Raw genomic sequence first — 15,353 nt, 5'->3', positions numbered from 1 at the left:
CGCCTAGGCGGCCGGGGTGATCAGGCCGTATCGGCCGTCATACCGACGATAGAGCACGTTGCCCCGGGCGCGTTCGAGATCGAGGAAGAAGAGGAACGGCAGACCGAGCATGCCGAGCCGATCCACCGCGTCCTCCGTCGTCAGGACCGGCGCCGGTTGCCCGCTGACGGTCACCGCGAGCGTGAACGGGCTGAGCCGATGCGGTCCCGGCGGCGTCGACTGCGCCAACCGGTGCAGGGTGGGGCCGGCGTGGTAAAGCACGCTGTCCTGCCCTGTCCCTGATTCCGTGAACAGATGGAAGTCGTAGTCCAGGAGGTGCATCTCGAAGAACGCGTCGTCCACAGTGGAGCGAGCGAGTGAGCAGGACTTGTGCCGGACGATCTCCCGCACGCCCTCCGGCCAGGGGACCGTCCCGCCGGCTGGGAGATCGTGCCGCCATTCGTCAGGGTCGACACCCGGCCGCCGTCCGCGCCTGGCCTCCCAGTGGAGCACGCTCCGTTCCAGCTGGCGTCGCAACTTCGCGTCCAAGCGGTCGATCGCCTCTTCGGCGGTCGGCGCGGCGACCTGGGCTCGCAGCCGCCGCCCGCTCACGTCGAGGTTCGCCTGGGCGACCACTGGCGGATTCCCGTACTCGCTCAGCCGAACCGACGCGGCGAGCACGGGACGATGGGCGAGTCCGAAAAGCCGTTTCACCTTCCGCCCGGCACGTTCGGCGAGGACGGGCGGAAGGTCACCGCGCACCGTCACCTGCACATCCGGCGTCACCTTGATCCCGGTCATCTTCGTTCTCCCTTCACCGAAAGCGGTTCCTCGTCGCGGATACCGAACGCGGGAACCACCCCCGGACGGACGACGGCGATCGGGCACGGCGCGCGCCCTGACGAGCCCTGATCGACCGAGCCGAGCAGGAGTCCGCCGAACCCGCTGTCGCCACGCGTCCCGACCACGATCAGCCCGGCTCGCTCGCCGTATTCCATCAACACGCGGCCAGGACGCCCCTTGACCACGAGACACTCCGACACGACGTGCGGGAACTCCGCGGCGACACGGTCGATGTGCTTTTCCAGGGAGCGCAGGAAGAACTCGCGCGCGCCGCCCGAACCGCCGGGATCGATCTCGCGCCAGGTCTTGAGCACGGTCACCGGCACGCCGAGCGTCGAAGCCTCCAGGAACGCGAAGCGCACGGCGGCGGCCGAGCCGCCCCAGTCGTCCACGCCGACCAGTACCGGCCCCGACCTGGTCCGATCGCCTCGGACGACGATGACCGGGCAGTGACCGTGGACCGCGAGCGCGAGCCCCGACGATCCCAGCAGCAACCGGCCGCCACCGGCGATCCCGCGTGACCCCAGCACCACCACCGCCGCCCGCCACGACTCGTCGACGAGCAGGGCTCGCGGGTCCCCGGTCCTGGTCTCGGCTTCGATCTCCAGCGTCGGCTCCGACGTCCGGGCCACCTCGGCCGCGATCTCCAGTCTTCTGGTACCGGTCGCCCACATGGCCTCGCGCACCTCGGCCGCGGTGACCTCCAGGTTGGGATAGTCGTGACCCGGCGGGACACAGGCGTGGACCAGCCGCAACGGCCGTTCGCTCCGGACGGCTTCGCCCGCCGCCCAGCGCACCGCCCGCAGCGCGGCTTCGGAGCCGTCGACTCCCGTCATGACGGGTTCACGCTTGCCCACCATCACCACCGCTTTCCGGTCAGCCGATCTTCGGGGCCGCTACGAACCTTCTGCCGAGCGCCGCACCCCACTCGCGGGCGCGTTCCACTTCACCGGTGCGCAGCACCGTCCGTTGTCCGTCCATCTCGACGAAGAAACTCTCCGCGGGCACCAGCGGCACGAAGCCGAGCCGCCGCAACCTGCGCGCGGCGGTGACCGCGGCGGATCCGGTGAGCCAGCGGGGCTTTCCCAGCCGGGTGTCGAAGGTCGCGACCGGCCTGCCGCCGGACACCCGGTTCAGGGTGCCGAGCCGCTCGCGGAGACCCGTACTCGAGCGCACGTCGTCCTCCGCCTGCCTTCCCGCCTCGTTCCGGCTCGACGGCCACGACAGCCCGTGCACGTGAGTCGGCCCACCGGCGACCAGCAGGTCGGTGTCCGGCGCGGACCGGGCGTCGTCGACGTTGACCACGGACACCTCCGCGAACGGCATGAGCCCGTCCCCCACGGCCTTCGCCACGCGTTCGGTGTTCCCGAACATCGACTCGTACACCAGCATCACGCGCATCAGCGTTCTCCTCCTCGGCACGGAGCGGACAGCTCGACGATCCGGGTTTCCGCGCCGCGTGGACAGGAACGAAGGGCCCTGCGAGGCGGGTCCTCCGGCCCTCCTCGGCGTCACGGGTCGCAATACGAACCTGAGGGACCTCTCGCTCAAAAGCCGCGCCCGAGTACTTCGTCGACCGCGCGGCGAGGACTGGAAGACACCGACCCGGAGGGGTGGCCGAACCGCATGAGCGCCTGCGGGAAACCGGCCAGTTCGAGGTCTTCGCACAACGCGGAACGGACCTCGGGCAGGTGCAACGGCTGAGTCAGGACCGAGCCGACGAGACCACCGTCGACCGCGGCGAGCCAGGTGGTCTGCACCGCGTGACCGGCCGCCAGATGGTCGTACCGGGTGTCGTCGAGGGTCAAGAACACGAGCAGCGTCTCTTCGGCCAGCCGTCGCATCAGGACCGCGTTGTCCGGCAGTGCCGTGGACGGCCGGACCAGCCCCGCCCACGGCAACGACCCCGGCGGGAGTGCCGTCGCGGCGAGGCCCACACCGTGTCGATGGGAGACCTCGTCGCGGATCGTCCACAAGGCGAGCTCGCGCTGATACCCGTGGTCGTGCTGGTGGGCTTCCGCCGCGAATTCGAGCAGCTCGGCGACGCGGGTCAGTTCGAGTTCGTCGCGGATCGGCTTGGCTTCGACGCCCGCCGAAGAGGCGGCGACCACCAGCTCACCGATCCGTTGAGGCGAGACCGGCAGTCCGGAGAAGCGCCTTCGATAGCTGCGCCGCCGCTCGATGGCCGAGTACCGGTGCAAGTCGTCGGCCGAAGGCAGCGCCCGCTCTCCCGGCGCGAGCGAGGCGACCACTTCCGGGCGTTCCGGGTCGGGGAAGGTCTCCGTGCGTGGCCCGTACCCGAGCACGCGGATGGCGATTTCCAGATTCGCGAGCGCGGCGCCGCAGGAGATCACGCGGTCGCGGCCCAGCGGATCGTGTTCCGGGAGAAGCAGGTCCCGTCGCTCGACCAGCAGCAGCCGGTCCCGCTCGAACTCCAGGAGCCACGGCTGGGTGTTGTGCACCGAAGGCGCCCGCAGCAAGGTCCGCGCCAGTACCTCGGTCTCCGCCGTGGACCAGACCTCTCGCTGCTTTCGCCGCATCATGTTCCCGTCCTCCGCGCTCGTGCCGTGCCGGGACCCCACCGTGCGCCGAGCCGGGGGTCCGTGCGCAGGTGCGGAGGGCTCGGATCGGCGGGACCTAAGCCCCGGCCTCGAACCGCGGCGCTGTCCGGTGAGGGACCAAAGCCCTTCCACGGCAGGACGTCCAGACCGGTGTGTCACCACGGCCGCCGGAGTACGTTCGGCACACGGCCAGGACCCTGCGGCAGGAGGACGAGCCATGACGATCAAGGTGTTCCTGGTCGACGATCACGAAATCGTCAGGCGCGGCCTCTTCGATCTGCTCGGCAGCGAGCCGGACATCGAGATCTCCGGAGAAGCCGCGTCGGTCTCGGAGGCCCTCACCCGGATCCCCGCGAGCGACACCGACATTGCGGTGCTGGACGTCCGCCTCCCGGACGGCACCGGCATCGAACTGTGCCGCGAACTGCTCTCCACCGGGACTCGTCTGCGCTGCCTGATGCTCACGTCCTACGCCGACGACGAAGCCCTCTTCACCGCGATCATGGCGGGCGCGTCCGGATTCGTCCTGAAGCAGGTGCTCGGCAACGACCTCGTCTCCGCGATCAGGACCATCGCCGACGGCGGCTCACTGCTCGACAGCCGCACCACGGCGGCGCTGATGAATCGCATCCGCCGGGAGAACGACCGCGAGGATCCGATCGCCGGGTTGTCCGAGCAGGAACGAGCGGTCTTCGAACTCATCGGTGAGGGCCTCACCAACCGCGAGATCGGCGACCGGCTCTTCCTGGCGGAAAAGACCATCAAGAACTACGTCTCCCGGATCCTCGGCAAACTCGGCATCCAGCGCCGGACACAGGCCGCCGTACTGGCGACAGAGCTCAAGAAGGAGGACCGGATCCCGCTGTTCGGTGATCACTAGGCCCGGTCACCGCGGGACAGCGGGACCCGCCACACGATCCTGGTCCCGCCGCCCGCGCGGTCGGTGAACTCGGCATGTCCCCCGCACCGTTCGGCTCGTTGCGAAAGGTTGTCGAGCCCGCTGCGCCTACCGGTCGACGGCAGTCCGACGCCGTTGTCGCTGACCTCGATGGCGAGTTCGGTATCGGCCTCGACGGTCACCGAGATCTCGTCCGCGCCGGAATGCCGGATGGCGTTGCTCAGCGCCTCCCGGACGACGGCTTCGGCGTGCTCGTACAACTCGGCCGGGACGAGCGTGTCCACTGCGCCGGCGATCCGGACCGACGGGGTCACCGCCGGAGCCGTCGTCAGCTCGGTGACGACGTCCAGCAGCCGTCGGCGCAGGCTGGTCGCCTCGTCGGCTCCCGCGGTGTGCAGGTCGAAGATCGAGGTCCTGATCTCGCGGACGGTCCGGTCGAGCTGCTCGACGGCTTGGGTGACCCGGTTGCGGGCGAAGTCGTCCGGCACCCTCGGCAGGATGCTCTGCAAGCTCATGCCGGTGGCGAAAAGCCGTTGGATGACGTGATCGTGGAGGTCCTGCGCGATCCGGTCACGGTCGGCGAGCACGTCCAGCAAGCGCTGGTTGCGCTGCTTCTCCGCGAATTCGAGTGCCACCGCGGCCTGGTCGCCGAAGGAGGACAGCATCGGGATCTGGTCGGCCTTGAACTGCTGGGTGCCCTTCTCCCGGCTGGCGACCAGTACGCCGCCGACGCCCGCCGCGCTGGTCAGCGGCGCCACCACCCCGGGGCCGGAAAGAGCCTTGTCGCCCGAGGTGAAGACCGTACCGAGGTCCGCGATGAGACAGGCAGGCCCGTCATCGAACACCTCGTCGAGCAACGGATGCTCGCCCGAGATCGACTTCCCTTGCAGGAAAGCATGCCGTTCGCCGGAGACCGCGGTCACCGTCAGCGGTCGCGTTCCCTCCGGCCCGTCCTCGGCCAGCAGGATCATCACCTCGTCGGCCCCGGCCAGTTCCCGGACGCTCCGGACGATCAGGCCCAGCGTTTCGATCACCGAAGCACCGCCGAGCAGCTCGCCGTTGACCTTCGCCACCGCCTCCAGCCACCGTTCCCTCGTCCGTGAGCGCTCGAACAGCCGGGCGTTGTCGATGGCCACGCCCGCGGCGGCGGCGAGCGCCTGCAGCACGACCTCGTCGTCCGCGGTGAACTCGGCGGCTCCGCGTTTCTCGGTCAGATACAGGTTCCCGAACACCTCGTCCCTCACTCGGACCGGAACCCCGACGAAACTGTGCATGGGCGGATGGTTGGCGGGAAAGCCGACCGAGGCCGGATGCGCCGACAGATCCGGGACCCGGACCGGATGCGGCTCTTCGATGAGCAGGCCGAGCAGCCCTCTTCCCTCGGGCAGATGTCCCATCGTCGCCCGGATCTCCGGCTCGATGCCCACGTACACGAACTGCGAGAGCCCGTCCTCGTCACCGACCACGCCCAGCGCGCCGTACTGGGCGTCGACCAGTTCCACGGCGGCCTGGACGATGCGCTGCAAGGTCGAATCGAGTTCGAGCCCGGTTCCCACCGCGAGGACCGCGTCGAGCAGCCCCTGCAGCCTGTCCCGGGTCTTGACGATCTCCGAGAGCCGCTCCTGGACCTCGTGCAGCAACTCGTCCAGCCGGAGCCCGGTCAGTACCGCCGCGCTGGGCGGCCGGCTGCCAGCCGGTCGCGGCTCGGCCGACATCGCCGCCTCCTTCCGCTAGGGAATGACGACTCGTTCATCGTCAGGACCGGCCTCAGCGTTCCACTCAGCGGACCCGCTGCCAAGACATGTCGCGATCTCCGCGCAGGGACGACCCGGCCGGACGCACCGGCCACGGCCGGAATGCGCCCGAGTCACCCAGCCGGATAGCCCAAACGCATGATCGAGCCGGTCCTCTGTGGACGGTGGCCGATCGGGGCCGAAGAAGACAGCGATGACAAGATGACAGCCGGGTGTTCACCCGGTCAGTCCACCTTTCGCCGCCGCGCACCCGGAACGCATTAAGCTGCGCATTCGTGCCCAGCCCCGTCCACCACCCAGGCGGTAGCGATGCTCGAGCGAACCGGCTACACCGCGATCGACCTGCGGCCGCTGACCGGCGGCGAGGGCACCAGCGCGTACTCGGTCAGTGACACCGAATTCGTCGTCGGCGAGTCAGGCTCCACACCGGCCCGTTGGAACCGCGAGGGTGTCCCGTCCGCCTTGGCCGTTCTCGACGGCTACTCGGGCGGCCGTGCCTGCGGTGTCAACAAAACCGGAGTCACCGCGGGAATCCTTCACGACGGCGAGCACCTCCTCCCGGTGCGCTGGGATCCCGCCGGTGGCGTCCAGCGTCTCGACCTGCCCGATGGCACGATCTCGGGCGCGGTGAACCGGATCAACGACCGAGGCTCGATGCTGGGCGGCGCGATGGAACCCGGCTATCGCTGGCGCGCGGTCCGGTGGACTCCGGACAGTCGTCTCGCGGAGCTCGAACCGTTGACGGCCGACGGCGAGACCCAGGCGCACGACCTGAACGAGCTGGACGAGGTCGCCGGGACAGCCAAGGACGGCTCGGGTGCCCGCACCGCGGTGCGCTGGAGCCGTACGGGAGAGGTCAGCAGGTTGCCCTCGCCACGTCGCGCGACCGCCCACTGCATCAACGACCAGGGTGTGGTGGCCGCCGACGGAGTGTCGTGGAACCGCGACGGCCAGGCCACGCTCTTGACCGGCGGCCCGGTCTTCCGGACCGGGCAGACGCTGAAACTCACCAATGACGGAGCGACGATCGGCTGGGGCGCGACGACGGACGGGCAGCAGATCGGCATCCGCTGGAACTGGTCGGGTGAACCCACCGTGCTGCCTCCGCTGCCGCCCGACACCACCAGTACCTGCTTCGACATCGACGACGCGGGCGTGGTCGTCGGCGAGTCGGCCGGCGGCACGAAGGTGCGTCCGGTCTGGTGGGACGAGGACGCGACACCGCACCCGCTGCCCTCACCGGCCGGCCTCGACGCCATCGTGGCTCAGCACATCACGATGACGGGCAACGTCATCATCGGCTACGGCTACGACCCCGCTGAAGCCACCTATCGCGGGATCGCCTGGTACCGCACCTGAGTCCTGGCCCTCGCCGAGATCCGGCGCGCCGGATCTCGGGGCCATCGCGGATCGCGGTCACCGAAGCCCCCGCGCCCAGGTGACAGCACAGCAAACGTGGCGCGGTGCACCGCGTGACGGGAGGGAGAGTGGCGTGGAACGACGCGACCGCCGTGATCCCGTCGAGCCGTTCCGGGCCGGTTCGCGAAGCACCGTGCACGAACCGGATCGCGACAGTGTCCACTGTGGACACTCGTTCGCGCGCCTGGGCCACCACGGTGGTGTCGTCGCCGATTTCGGGCGACGACCACGCTGTCCAGCCGACGTCCGGGAATCGGCAGCGGTCACCGGGTGCGCCTCGGCCGGACCACCATCACCGGGCATTCGGCGTGATGGGCCAGTGCTTGGCTGGTCGAGCCGAGCAGGAGGCCGGTGAATCCACCGCGACCGCGGCTGCCCACCACCACCAGTTGCGCTTTCGCGCTCCATTCCAGCAGGACCTGTCTCGGCCGGTCACGCACGAGTGAGCGTTCTACCGCGACGTCCGGGTACTTCTCCTGCCAGCCCGCCAGGCGCTGCGCGAGCAGCCTGCGTTCGTCGTCCTCGATGGACTCCCATTGGGTGACCAGCCGCGCCATGCCGTAGACGTCGTCGTAGGTGACGTCCGACCAGGCGTGCACCGCGACCAACGACGCGTTCCGGCGTGAAGCTTCTTCGAACGCGGCCTCCAAGGCCTGTTCGCTCAGCGGGCTCCCGTCGACGCCGACGACCACCGGCCCGGCATCGGGATAGTTCGCCGTGCCCTTTCGGCCCCGGAGCACGACCACCGGACAATACGCGTGCGCGATGATCGCCGACGCCGTCGAACCGATGGTCATCTCCCCGAAGAAGCCCTTGCCCGTGCCGCCGATCACCACCATCGCCGCCGACTTCGACACGTCTGCCAGGACCGCGACCGGAGAACCCGTGGGCATGAGGGTGTCCACCCGGACGCCGGGAGCCGCCGTCCCTGCCTCTTCCACCGCTTCGTCGAGGATTCGCCGCCCGTCCGCGGCTAGCACGTCGAACCACGGCGCGGGGCCGGCGAGCCCACCACCGTAGGCCCGCTGCTCCACGTGGAGGGCATGCACGATCAGCAGTCCCAGACCCCGTTCGGCGGCGCGGGTCGCCGCCCATCGAGCGGCCGCGCGTCCCGGCTCCGCCCCGTCCACCCCGACGACGATCCTGTTCAGCGCGGCTGTCATTCCTCGCCCTCCTGGTAAGTCACCTTCGCTTGTACGACACCGGGAATCCCTTCGGCGATGACCTTCGCCACGTGGTGGCCGGTGTCGTTCCCGTATCGGTCACCGATGCTGACCAGCCCGTCCTGGACCTCCACCGTCCATCGGCCGGGCCCGCCGTAGATCGCGAGGTGATGCCGGACGTCGGCGGCGATCGCGTCGTCGGCCCGGGCGAACGCGCGGACGAAATCGCCCCGCGTGAGGATGCCCACCACCTTCGCACCGTCCACGATGGGTATCGCGCGGATCTTGCCGTCGAGCAGCGCTCTGCCGACGTCCGCGAGATCCGCCCCGGCGCTCATCCCGGTGACGGGCGTCGTCATCACCTCGGCCACGGTGACTCCCGGCGTCGTCTGGCCCGCCGGGTGCCGCGCCGACCGGATGTCCTCGGGGAACCGGTCCCGGATCAGGTCCGCCTCGGTCACGATGCCGATCAAGTGATCGTCGTCGTTCACCACCGGAAGAGCGGTGAAGCCGTGTTCGGTCAGCAGTCCGGCGGCGCGCTTGGCGGTCATCTCCGGTGCGACGGTGACGACCGGCCTCGTCATCAGGTCTCTTGCCCGCATGTCGCCTCCCGTCTCACGGTCGCGTGCCGCCATCGGCCTCACTCGGCACCGCGGGCCGGATGACGGCGACAGGACATTCCGAATGGGCGACCAGCGCCTGGCTCGTCGAGCCGAGGAGCATGCCTTCGAACCCGCCTCGTCCCCGGCAGCCGACCACGACCAGGCGTGCCCGGGTGCCGAACTCGAGCAGGGTGCGGATGGGGCGCCCCCGGCGCACGACGACCTCGACCGGAACGTCCGGGTACTTGTCCTGCCAGGGAGCCACTTGCTCCTCGACCGACTTCCACTCGTCCGCCTCGATTTCCACGGCGTCGACGTCGAGGAGATGCGGCCGGAGCGCACCGTGGTCCAGCACTTCGGACCAGGTCCGGACAACGGTCAAGCCGCTGTCCCGCAACCTCGCTTCGTCGAAGCCGAACCCGAGGGCGGCTTCGCTGGTGGGAGATCCGTCGGTACCCACGACGATCCGGCCCTCGTCGGGCAGCGGGCCGTCGGGCCGCCGTCCGCGAGCCACCACGATCGGGCAATGGCCGTGTCGGGCGAGCGAGACCGCCGTGGAGCCGATCAACGGTCCGGTGAATCCGCCCAAACCTCGTGACCCCAACACCACTATCGCCGCCGTCGTCGACTCCTGGATCAGCGCGGGAACGGCGCTCCACTCCCGGACCGCGGTCTCGACGACCAGCTTCGGAAACCGGCTCAGGACCCCGTCCCGGGCCCGGGCGATCCACTCTTGGCCCTGATGTGCGAACCCCGCGCGGATCGTTTCTTCCGGGGGAAGGATCCCCGGCATCTTCGCGACCGGTACCCGGTAGACATGGACGAGCCGTAGCGGCACTCCTCGTCGTGAAGCGTCGTCCGCCGCCCACGACGCCGCCGTCCTCGCGGACCGGGAACCGTCGATCCCGGCGACGATCGTCCCGTCCGTGGCGACCGGCATCCCTGCTCCTCTCGTCGTGTTTCGACGGCCTCAGTCTCGAACGAGGGGTCGATCTGATCGCAGAGGATGAAGTCCCGCGGCCCTTGGCCGTCCGTCCCGTTCCCTTGGCGGTCCAGCCCGGGACGAAAGGGCGAAAGTCCCTATCGTCGGGATTCAGCCCGGAAAGCGGGCCCGGTGGTGATGGAGGTCTTCGAGGGCGTCGAGGGTGGCCGTCCGGCGGTACCAGTGCAGCCAGGTCGCCGTCTGGTACGCGATCCGGGACAGTTCGTCGCGAGTCGCCTTCGACGGTCCTTGCCCGGGGCGGTGATAGTGAACGGAAACCACGCCTTCACATCCGTCCGGACCGCACAAGGGCAGGCTGTACACGGCCCGGACCTTCTCCGCGACGAGGGCTTCGAGCGCCGGCCGATCGAAAATGCCGGACTTGGTGACTTCGGCGACCGTGATCGGTTCACGCACCCGCATGGCGATACCGCACGCGGTGGCATCACCCTCGACATGGGCGAAGTGCTGGAAGAACTCGGCGGAGAATCCTTCGGCACGTTCCAGTTTCAGGCCCGTCCGGTTCTTGGTCACCGATTGGATGTCGCCCTGGGCGGTTTGGGCCCGGTCGGTCACGCGGTCCAAGGCCGCCCACAGCAGTCCCGCCGGCCGGATCGTGGACGTGGCGGGCAGGAAATCGAGTTCCGGCGCGCTCCGCCAGACCCGTGGCGGAAACCAAGGGCCTTCCCGCCACGGGCGAGGCGCGACGATCAACGCCCTGGCCAGCGCGTTCGGGCCCACGTGGTGACGGAGCGCGGCGGTTCGCAGCGCGTGGATCGCCGTCGTGGCATCGGCCAGTTCGTACCGGGCCATCAGCACGCCGGCCGCGTGCTCCAAGGTCGCCCGGTCACGCAAATGCCTAAGAAGGGCATCAATGTCGATCGGCTGCCCGTGCACGGCAGTCGATATCCGCTGGGTCCCCTTGTCGCCCGACATCACTCCAGGCGGTTCGCTGTCGCGCGGCATCCAGGCGGCAGCCGCATCGAGACACGCCACGGATCCACTATCCGCTCTCCCTTATCAGCGGACAAGATGGTTTTCCCTGCGAAGGCATCACAAGCTCAGCCGACCGGTGAGGGGATGCTCAACCTCCCGTCGTGGACTTCGGCGATCCGGTCCACCGCGGCCAGGTGGGCTCGGTCGTGGGTGACCAGGACGGTGGCGGTCGCGCGTTCGTGGGTGAGGCGGGTGATCAGGTCGACGATCGTGGCACCGCGATCGTGGTCGAGGGCGCTCGTCGGTTCGTCGATCAGCAGCACGGTGGGCTCGTTCATCAGCGCGCGGGCGATGTTCACCCGCTGCCGTTGACCGCCGGAGAGCTGATGCGGACGTCGTCCTGCCTGCGGCGCCAGCCCGACGGCGTCAAGGAGTTCCATGGCCGCGCCACGGGCTTTGGCCGGAGAACGGCCGTCGATCCGGGCCATGACCTGGAGTTGTTCGACGGCGGTGAGCGAGGGCAGCAGATTGGGCTGCTGGAACACGATTCCGATCTTGCGACGCCTCAGTTCGGTGAGTTCGCCACGGGTCAGGCCGGTGGTCACAGTGCCGTCGACGGTGACGGCCCCGTCGTCCGGGCTGATGAGGGTGGCGGCGACGGCGAGCAGGCTGGATTTGCCGGAGCCGGACGGTCCGGCGACCGCGGTGAGCCCACCCGCCGGAACATCCAGGGTGACGTCGTCAAGAGCGGTGAGGCGGGCGTCGCCGTCGGGATAGGTGAGGGTGACGCCGGTCAGGTTCAAACTCATCGGGCACTCCCCAGTGCGGTCAGCGGGTCGACGGAGGTGATGCGGCGAACGGAAAGGGCGGCCCCCAGCGCGCCGAGCAGGATCATGACGGCGGCCGGGACGAGCACGGTGGCAGGAGTCAGCAGAAAGGGCACCGCGGAGCCGGCGACCAGGGCACCGAGGCCGACGGCCAGTCCGGTCCCGACGGCGGTGCCGCCGACGAGAAGCACGACAGCCTGGCCGAGCGCGTCCTTCAGCAGGAACCCGGTACTGGCCCCCAGCGCCTTGAGCACGGCGATGTCACCGGCACGCTGGATGGTCCAGACAGTGAAGAAGGCGCCGATCACGAGAGCCGAGATGGCGAACAGGAAGCCTCGCATCAGTTGCAGCGAACCGTTTTCTGAGGTGTAGGAGCCGATCGCGGACAACGAGTCGTTCTTCGAAACCGTCTTCGTGCCCAAGGCACTGTCAGTGGCCGCGACGTCGACGTCGGCGCCGGTGGTCAGCGCGAGCACGGTCGCGCTCTGCGCGCCGCCCGCGGGTGGCACCGTCCTCGCCCAGACTCCGAGGCTCGCCCAGACCACCGGCGTGTGGCTGAACCAGGCGTCCCCCGACACCGCGGCGACCGTCAGTGGACGTCCGGCCACCGACAAGGTGTCTCCGGTCCGGACGCCCAGGTCATCGGCCGCGGACGTGGACAGCACCACCGAGTCGTCCCTGATCGCGCCGCTGTCCGGAGCGAGCGCCGAACCGGGCGGGACGCCGAACACGGAGATCCCGGCGCTGCGGTTTCCCGCAGTGGCCTTGGTGGTGGCGATGCCCAGCGGCTCGGCATCGGTGACACCCGGGGTATCGGCCCACTGCCGCCGCTGTGTCTCGGTGAGAGCGGAATTGGCATAGGAGAGGTTCTGTCCGTCGCCAGGAGCGGCGAAGACGATCTTGTCCGCGGGCAGGCCGGTGATCGCGGAGATGTTCTGCTCGCCCAGCCCGGCGGTGAGCCCGGACAACAGGCCGACCAACAGGGTGATCAGCACGACTACGGCACCCATCAGGGCGAATCGCCCTTTGGCGAATCTCAGGTCTCTCCAGGCGACGAACACGGCTCTGGTCTGTCCTTTCCGGCGGGTGGCTGGTACCTCTCCACGATCGCCGCCTGCCCGGGCGAGGACATCTGGCCGGAGACCACACTTCGCGGGCCGGAAGACGGCACGCCGCCTCTACCTTTGGATAGAGGCGCTCCCCGATCCGGCTACGTAGCCTGGACGCATTGTGATCACCGCGCCCGTTTTGACCCCGACCAGCAAGCTGCTGACCTGGTGTCTGCACCTGCTGCTCTTCGCTCTGCTCGCGCTGGCGGCCGTGCGGGCGGTGGCGGCAGGCTCGCCCCGGGCGGCGGCGGTGGTCGCGATGGCGGTGGTCTGCGGTGCGGTGTACGCGGCCGGCCCGCTTCTGCCCCACATCAGGGCGTCAGTGCGAGCCGCCGCGTGGTGGTTGCTCGCGGTGGGCGTCGCGTGGGTGGCCCTGCTGGTGCTGACCGCGGACGGCGTGTGGGTCGCCTTCCCGTTGTACTTCCTGCAACTGCACCTGCTGCCACGCCGCCATGGCCTGTTCGCGGTGATCGCGACCGCGCTGGCGGCGATCACCGCGTTCGCCGTCCATCAGGGTGCCTTCGTCCCGGCGGCGGCGATCGGCCCGGCGCTCGGCGCCGCCGTCGCGGTCGCCGTCGTCTGGGGTTATCAGGCGTTGTACCGCGAAAGCGAACGTCGCCGGAACCTGATCAAAAAGCTCACCGAGACCCGGGTGGATCTCGCCGAGGCTCAGCACGAAGCGGGGGTGCTCGCCGAGCGGGAGCGGCTGGCCCACGAGATCCACGACACCCTCGCCCAGGGGCTGTCGAGTATCCAGCTCCTGCTGGTCGCCGCCGAAAGGACGCTTCCCGAAAACGCAGGGAACGCCGCCCGTTACGTCGAGCAAGCCCGCCAGGCGGCCGCGGACAACCTCGCCGAAGCCCGCCGTTTCGTCGTCGCCCTGTCCCCTCCCGCGCTCGACGACTCCACGTTGGCCGACGCACTGAAACGCCTGTGCGCCACCACCACCGCCCGGCACCGGATCACCGCGAGTTTCCATCTCTCCGGCACTCCCGTGCCGCTGCCGACCACGCACGAGGTCGCGTTGCTGCGCATCGGCCAGGCGGCTCTCGCGAACACCGTCCGGCACGCCGAGGCGTCCACCGCCGAGGTCTCGTTGAGCTATCTGGACAAGCACGTCGCCCTCGTCGTCGCCGACGACGGGATCGGCTTCGATCCCGGGCACAGCGGCTTCGGCTTGACCGCGATGCGCTCCCGGGCCGAGGCCCTCAACGGAACCCTGAGCGTCGGTTCGGCCGCCGGCCACGGCACCACATTGTCCGTGCGGTTGCCCGTCGAACCCAAGGAACGCCCGTGACCGAGCCCCCGATCCGTCTCCTGCTGGCCGACGACCACCCCATCGTCCGGGCGGGACTGCGCGCCGTGCTGGAAACCGAACCCGGCCTCGTCGTCACGGCCGAAGCCGCGACAGCGGAGGACGCGGTGGCCCGCGCCGCGGAAGGCGACATCGACGTCGTGCTGATGGATCTGCGCTTCGGCCCCGGAATGACCGGAGCCGAAGCGACCGCGGCGATCACGGCGAGGCCGGACGCACCCCGGGTTCTGATCGTCACCACCTACGACACCGACGCCGACACCCTGCCCGCCATCGAAGCCGGAGCCACCGGCTATCTCCTGAAGGACGCGCCTCCCGAAGACCTGGCGGCCGCCGTGCGCACCGCCGCGGCGGGGCGCACCACGCTGGCACCGACCGTCGCCGACCGGCTCATGAGCCGTATGCGCATGCCCACCACGGCATTGACCCGGCGCGAGATCGAAGTGCTGGTCCTGGTGGCCGACGGCCTGTCCAACCGGGCGATCGCCGACAAGCTCCACCTGACCGAGGGCACCGTGAAATCCCATCTGGCCCGCAGCTACACCAAACTCGGGGTCGACTCACGCACCGCCGCCGTCGCCACCGCGACCGACCTCGGTCTCATCCGCCGCTGACGGCTCTCGTATTCGGGCGGTGAGGCGAATACGGCAGGATCGATCCTGCTGAGCATGCCTTCTTCGCTGCCTGAGGGCATGGTTCCGGACTGGCCGGCGAGCAGTCGCACCCCGAGTGTCCACAGCGGACCTTCAGCGACGGTTGAGCCTCCGATTTATGGGGTTTCGGGACGTCTGAGGTTCCGAAAAGTGGCTTGCACGAAGCTAGATCCTGCCGGTACGCATCGGGCCAACGGCTCGTGAGTGGTGATTCGGGCTAATGAGGGGTGGGGGTGTGGTGGTATACATCGGCATATTTATGAAGTTTTTAAAAACCCCCCCCAAAACAACCGGGGCGCCCGAGATGTAGAG

The 15,353-nt window shown here is 69.4% G+C and carries 15 protein-coding genes; 4 read left to right on the top strand and 11 right to left on the bottom strand.

Annotated elements, in window-relative coordinates; translation table 11 throughout:
• Positions 1 to 3: 3 nt before the first annotated feature.
• From ACFWMR_RS22995 to ACFWMR_RS22980, 4 genes are all read right to left on the bottom strand, one after another.
• Entirely contained in the window at positions 4 to 780 is a 777-nt protein-coding gene (locus tag ACFWMR_RS22995) for a ribosome hibernation promotion factor (protein ID WP_378379821.1), read from the bottom strand.
• On the bottom strand, positions 777 to 1,658 hold the full coding sequence (locus tag ACFWMR_RS22990) for a universal stress protein (RefSeq protein WP_378379820.1): 882 nt from the start codon (positions 1,656 to 1,658) through the stop codon (positions 777 to 779). The genes ACFWMR_RS22995 and ACFWMR_RS22990 overlap by 4 nt, the downstream gene beginning before the upstream one ends.
• A 40-nt stretch (positions 1,659 to 1,698) precedes the next feature.
• Positions 1,699 to 2,223 (bottom strand): flavodoxin family protein, encoded by a 525-nt coding sequence (locus tag ACFWMR_RS22985; protein WP_378379819.1) that lies wholly within the window; start codon positions 2,221 to 2,223, stop codon positions 1,699 to 1,701.
• A 146-nt stretch (positions 2,224 to 2,369) separates the two neighbouring features.
• A complete protein-coding gene (locus tag ACFWMR_RS22980; protein WP_378379818.1) occupies positions 2,370 to 3,365 on the bottom strand; it encodes an Acg family FMN-binding oxidoreductase in 996 nt (331 codons plus the stop codon).
• A 235-nt stretch (positions 3,366 to 3,600) separates the two neighbouring features.
• Here ACFWMR_RS22980 and ACFWMR_RS22975 point away from each other — a divergent pair, with 235 nt between their 5' ends.
• Positions 3,601 to 4,263, top strand: a complete 663-nt coding sequence (locus tag ACFWMR_RS22975; protein ID WP_093937388.1) for a response regulator transcription factor — start codon at positions 3,601 to 3,603, stop codon at positions 4,261 to 4,263.
• Here ACFWMR_RS22975 and ACFWMR_RS22970 read toward each other — a convergent pair.
• Complete coding sequence (locus ACFWMR_RS22970; RefSeq protein ID WP_378379817.1) at positions 4,260 to 5,996, bottom strand: sensor histidine kinase; 1,737 nt, start codon at positions 5,994 to 5,996, stop codon at positions 4,260 to 4,262. The two genes, ACFWMR_RS22975 and ACFWMR_RS22970, sit on opposite strands and share 4 nt — an antisense overlap.
• A gap of 348 nt (positions 5,997 to 6,344) precedes the next feature.
• On the opposite strand from ACFWMR_RS22970, the gene ACFWMR_RS22965 reads away from it, so the two are divergent.
• On the top strand, positions 6,345 to 7,394 hold the full coding sequence (locus tag ACFWMR_RS22965) for a hypothetical protein (RefSeq protein ID WP_378379816.1): 1,050 nt from the start codon (positions 6,345 to 6,347) through the stop codon (positions 7,392 to 7,394).
• 323 nt (positions 7,395 to 7,717) lie between these two features.
• Here ACFWMR_RS22965 and ACFWMR_RS22960 read toward each other — a convergent pair whose 3' ends face one another.
• From ACFWMR_RS22960 to ACFWMR_RS22935, 6 genes are all read right to left on the bottom strand, one after another.
• Entirely contained in the window at positions 7,718 to 8,617 is a 900-nt protein-coding gene (locus tag ACFWMR_RS22960; protein ID WP_378379815.1) for a universal stress protein, read from the bottom strand.
• A complete protein-coding gene (locus tag ACFWMR_RS22955) occupies positions 8,614 to 9,219 on the bottom strand; it encodes a CBS domain-containing protein (protein WP_378379814.1) in 606 nt (201 codons plus the stop codon). The genes ACFWMR_RS22960 and ACFWMR_RS22955 overlap by 4 nt, the downstream gene beginning before the upstream one ends.
• Before the next feature lie 13 nt (positions 9,220 to 9,232).
• Entirely contained in the window at positions 9,233 to 10,159 is a 927-nt protein-coding gene (locus ACFWMR_RS22950) for a universal stress protein (protein ID WP_378379813.1), read from the bottom strand.
• Positions 10,160 to 10,312: 153 nt separating this feature from the next.
• Positions 10,313 to 11,056 carry an ANTAR domain-containing protein gene (locus ACFWMR_RS22945; protein ID WP_378379812.1) on the bottom strand — a complete coding sequence of 248 codons (744 nt, stop codon included), beginning with the start codon at positions 11,054 to 11,056 and terminating at the stop codon, positions 10,313 to 10,315.
• A 206-nt stretch (positions 11,057 to 11,262) separates the two neighbouring features.
• Entirely contained in the window at positions 11,263 to 11,946 is a 684-nt protein-coding gene (locus ACFWMR_RS22940) for an ABC transporter ATP-binding protein (RefSeq protein WP_378379811.1), read from the bottom strand.
• Positions 11,943 to 13,025: an ABC transporter permease gene (locus tag ACFWMR_RS22935; protein WP_378379810.1), complete on the bottom strand. Its 1,083-nt coding sequence runs from the start codon at positions 13,023 to 13,025 to the stop codon at positions 11,943 to 11,945. Before ACFWMR_RS22935 ends, ACFWMR_RS22940 begins: the two co-directional genes overlap by 4 nt.
• 169 nt (positions 13,026 to 13,194) lie before the next feature.
• Between ACFWMR_RS22935 and ACFWMR_RS22930 the strand changes: the two genes are divergently transcribed.
• Together ACFWMR_RS22930 and ACFWMR_RS22925 are read left to right on the top strand one after the other, a co-directional pair.
• Positions 13,195 to 14,370 (top strand): sensor histidine kinase, encoded by a 1,176-nt coding sequence (locus tag ACFWMR_RS22930; protein ID WP_378379809.1) that lies wholly within the window; start codon positions 13,195 to 13,197, stop codon positions 14,368 to 14,370.
• Positions 14,367 to 15,002 (top strand): response regulator, encoded by a 636-nt coding sequence (locus tag ACFWMR_RS22925; RefSeq protein WP_378379808.1) that lies wholly within the window; start codon positions 14,367 to 14,369, stop codon positions 15,000 to 15,002. The genes ACFWMR_RS22930 and ACFWMR_RS22925 overlap by 4 nt, the downstream gene beginning before the upstream one ends.
• The last annotated feature ends 351 nt before the right edge of the window (positions 15,003 to 15,353 follow it).

Origin of the sequence: Amycolatopsis thailandensis (genome assembly GCF_042723255.1) — a bacterium.
In the GTDB taxonomy this organism is placed as follows: Bacteria; Actinomycetota; Actinomycetes; order Mycobacteriales; family Pseudonocardiaceae; genus Amycolatopsis; species Amycolatopsis thailandensis.
Note: the sequence above shows the minus strand (reverse complement) of the source record. Positions and strands in the feature narration are given on the sequence as shown.

What these genes read in the sequence shown, in the direction of transcription:
- ACFWMR_RS22955 (WP_378379814.1), bottom strand. Translation starts at nt 9,219, where the DNA reads ATGCGGGCAAGAGACCTGATGACGAGGCCGGTCGTCACCGTCGCACCG.
- ACFWMR_RS22940 (WP_378379811.1), bottom strand. Translation starts at nt 11,946, where the DNA reads ATGAGTTTGAACCTGACCGGCGTCACCCTCACCTATCCCGACGGCGAC.
- ACFWMR_RS22960 (WP_378379815.1), bottom strand. Translation starts at nt 8,617, where the DNA reads ATGACAGCCGCGCTGAACAGGATCGTCGTCGGGGTGGACGGGGCGGAG.
- ACFWMR_RS22950 (WP_378379813.1), bottom strand. Translation starts at nt 10,159, where the DNA reads ATGCCGGTCGCCACGGACGGGACGATCGTCGCCGGGATCGACGGTTCC.
- ACFWMR_RS22985 (WP_378379819.1), bottom strand. Translation starts at nt 2,223, where the DNA reads ATGCGCGTGATGCTGGTGTACGAGTCGATGTTCGGGAACACCGAACGC.
- ACFWMR_RS22980 (WP_378379818.1), bottom strand. Translation starts at nt 3,365, where the DNA reads ATGATGCGGCGAAAGCAGCGAGAGGTCTGGTCCACGGCGGAGACCGAG.
- ACFWMR_RS22990 (WP_378379820.1), bottom strand. Translation starts at nt 1,658, where the DNA reads ATGACGGGAGTCGACGGCTCCGAAGCCGCGCTGCGGGCGGTGCGCTGG.
- ACFWMR_RS22975 (WP_093937388.1), top strand. Translation starts at nt 3,601, where the DNA reads ATGACGATCAAGGTGTTCCTGGTCGACGATCACGAAATCGTCAGGCGC.
- ACFWMR_RS22970 (WP_378379817.1), bottom strand. Translation starts at nt 5,996, where the DNA reads ATGTCGGCCGAGCCGCGACCGGCTGGCAGCCGGCCGCCCAGCGCGGCG.
- ACFWMR_RS22965 (WP_378379816.1), top strand. Translation starts at nt 6,345, where the DNA reads ATGCTCGAGCGAACCGGCTACACCGCGATCGACCTGCGGCCGCTGACC.
- ACFWMR_RS22995 (WP_378379821.1), bottom strand. Translation starts at nt 780, where the DNA reads ATGACCGGGATCAAGGTGACGCCGGATGTGCAGGTGACGGTGCGCGGT.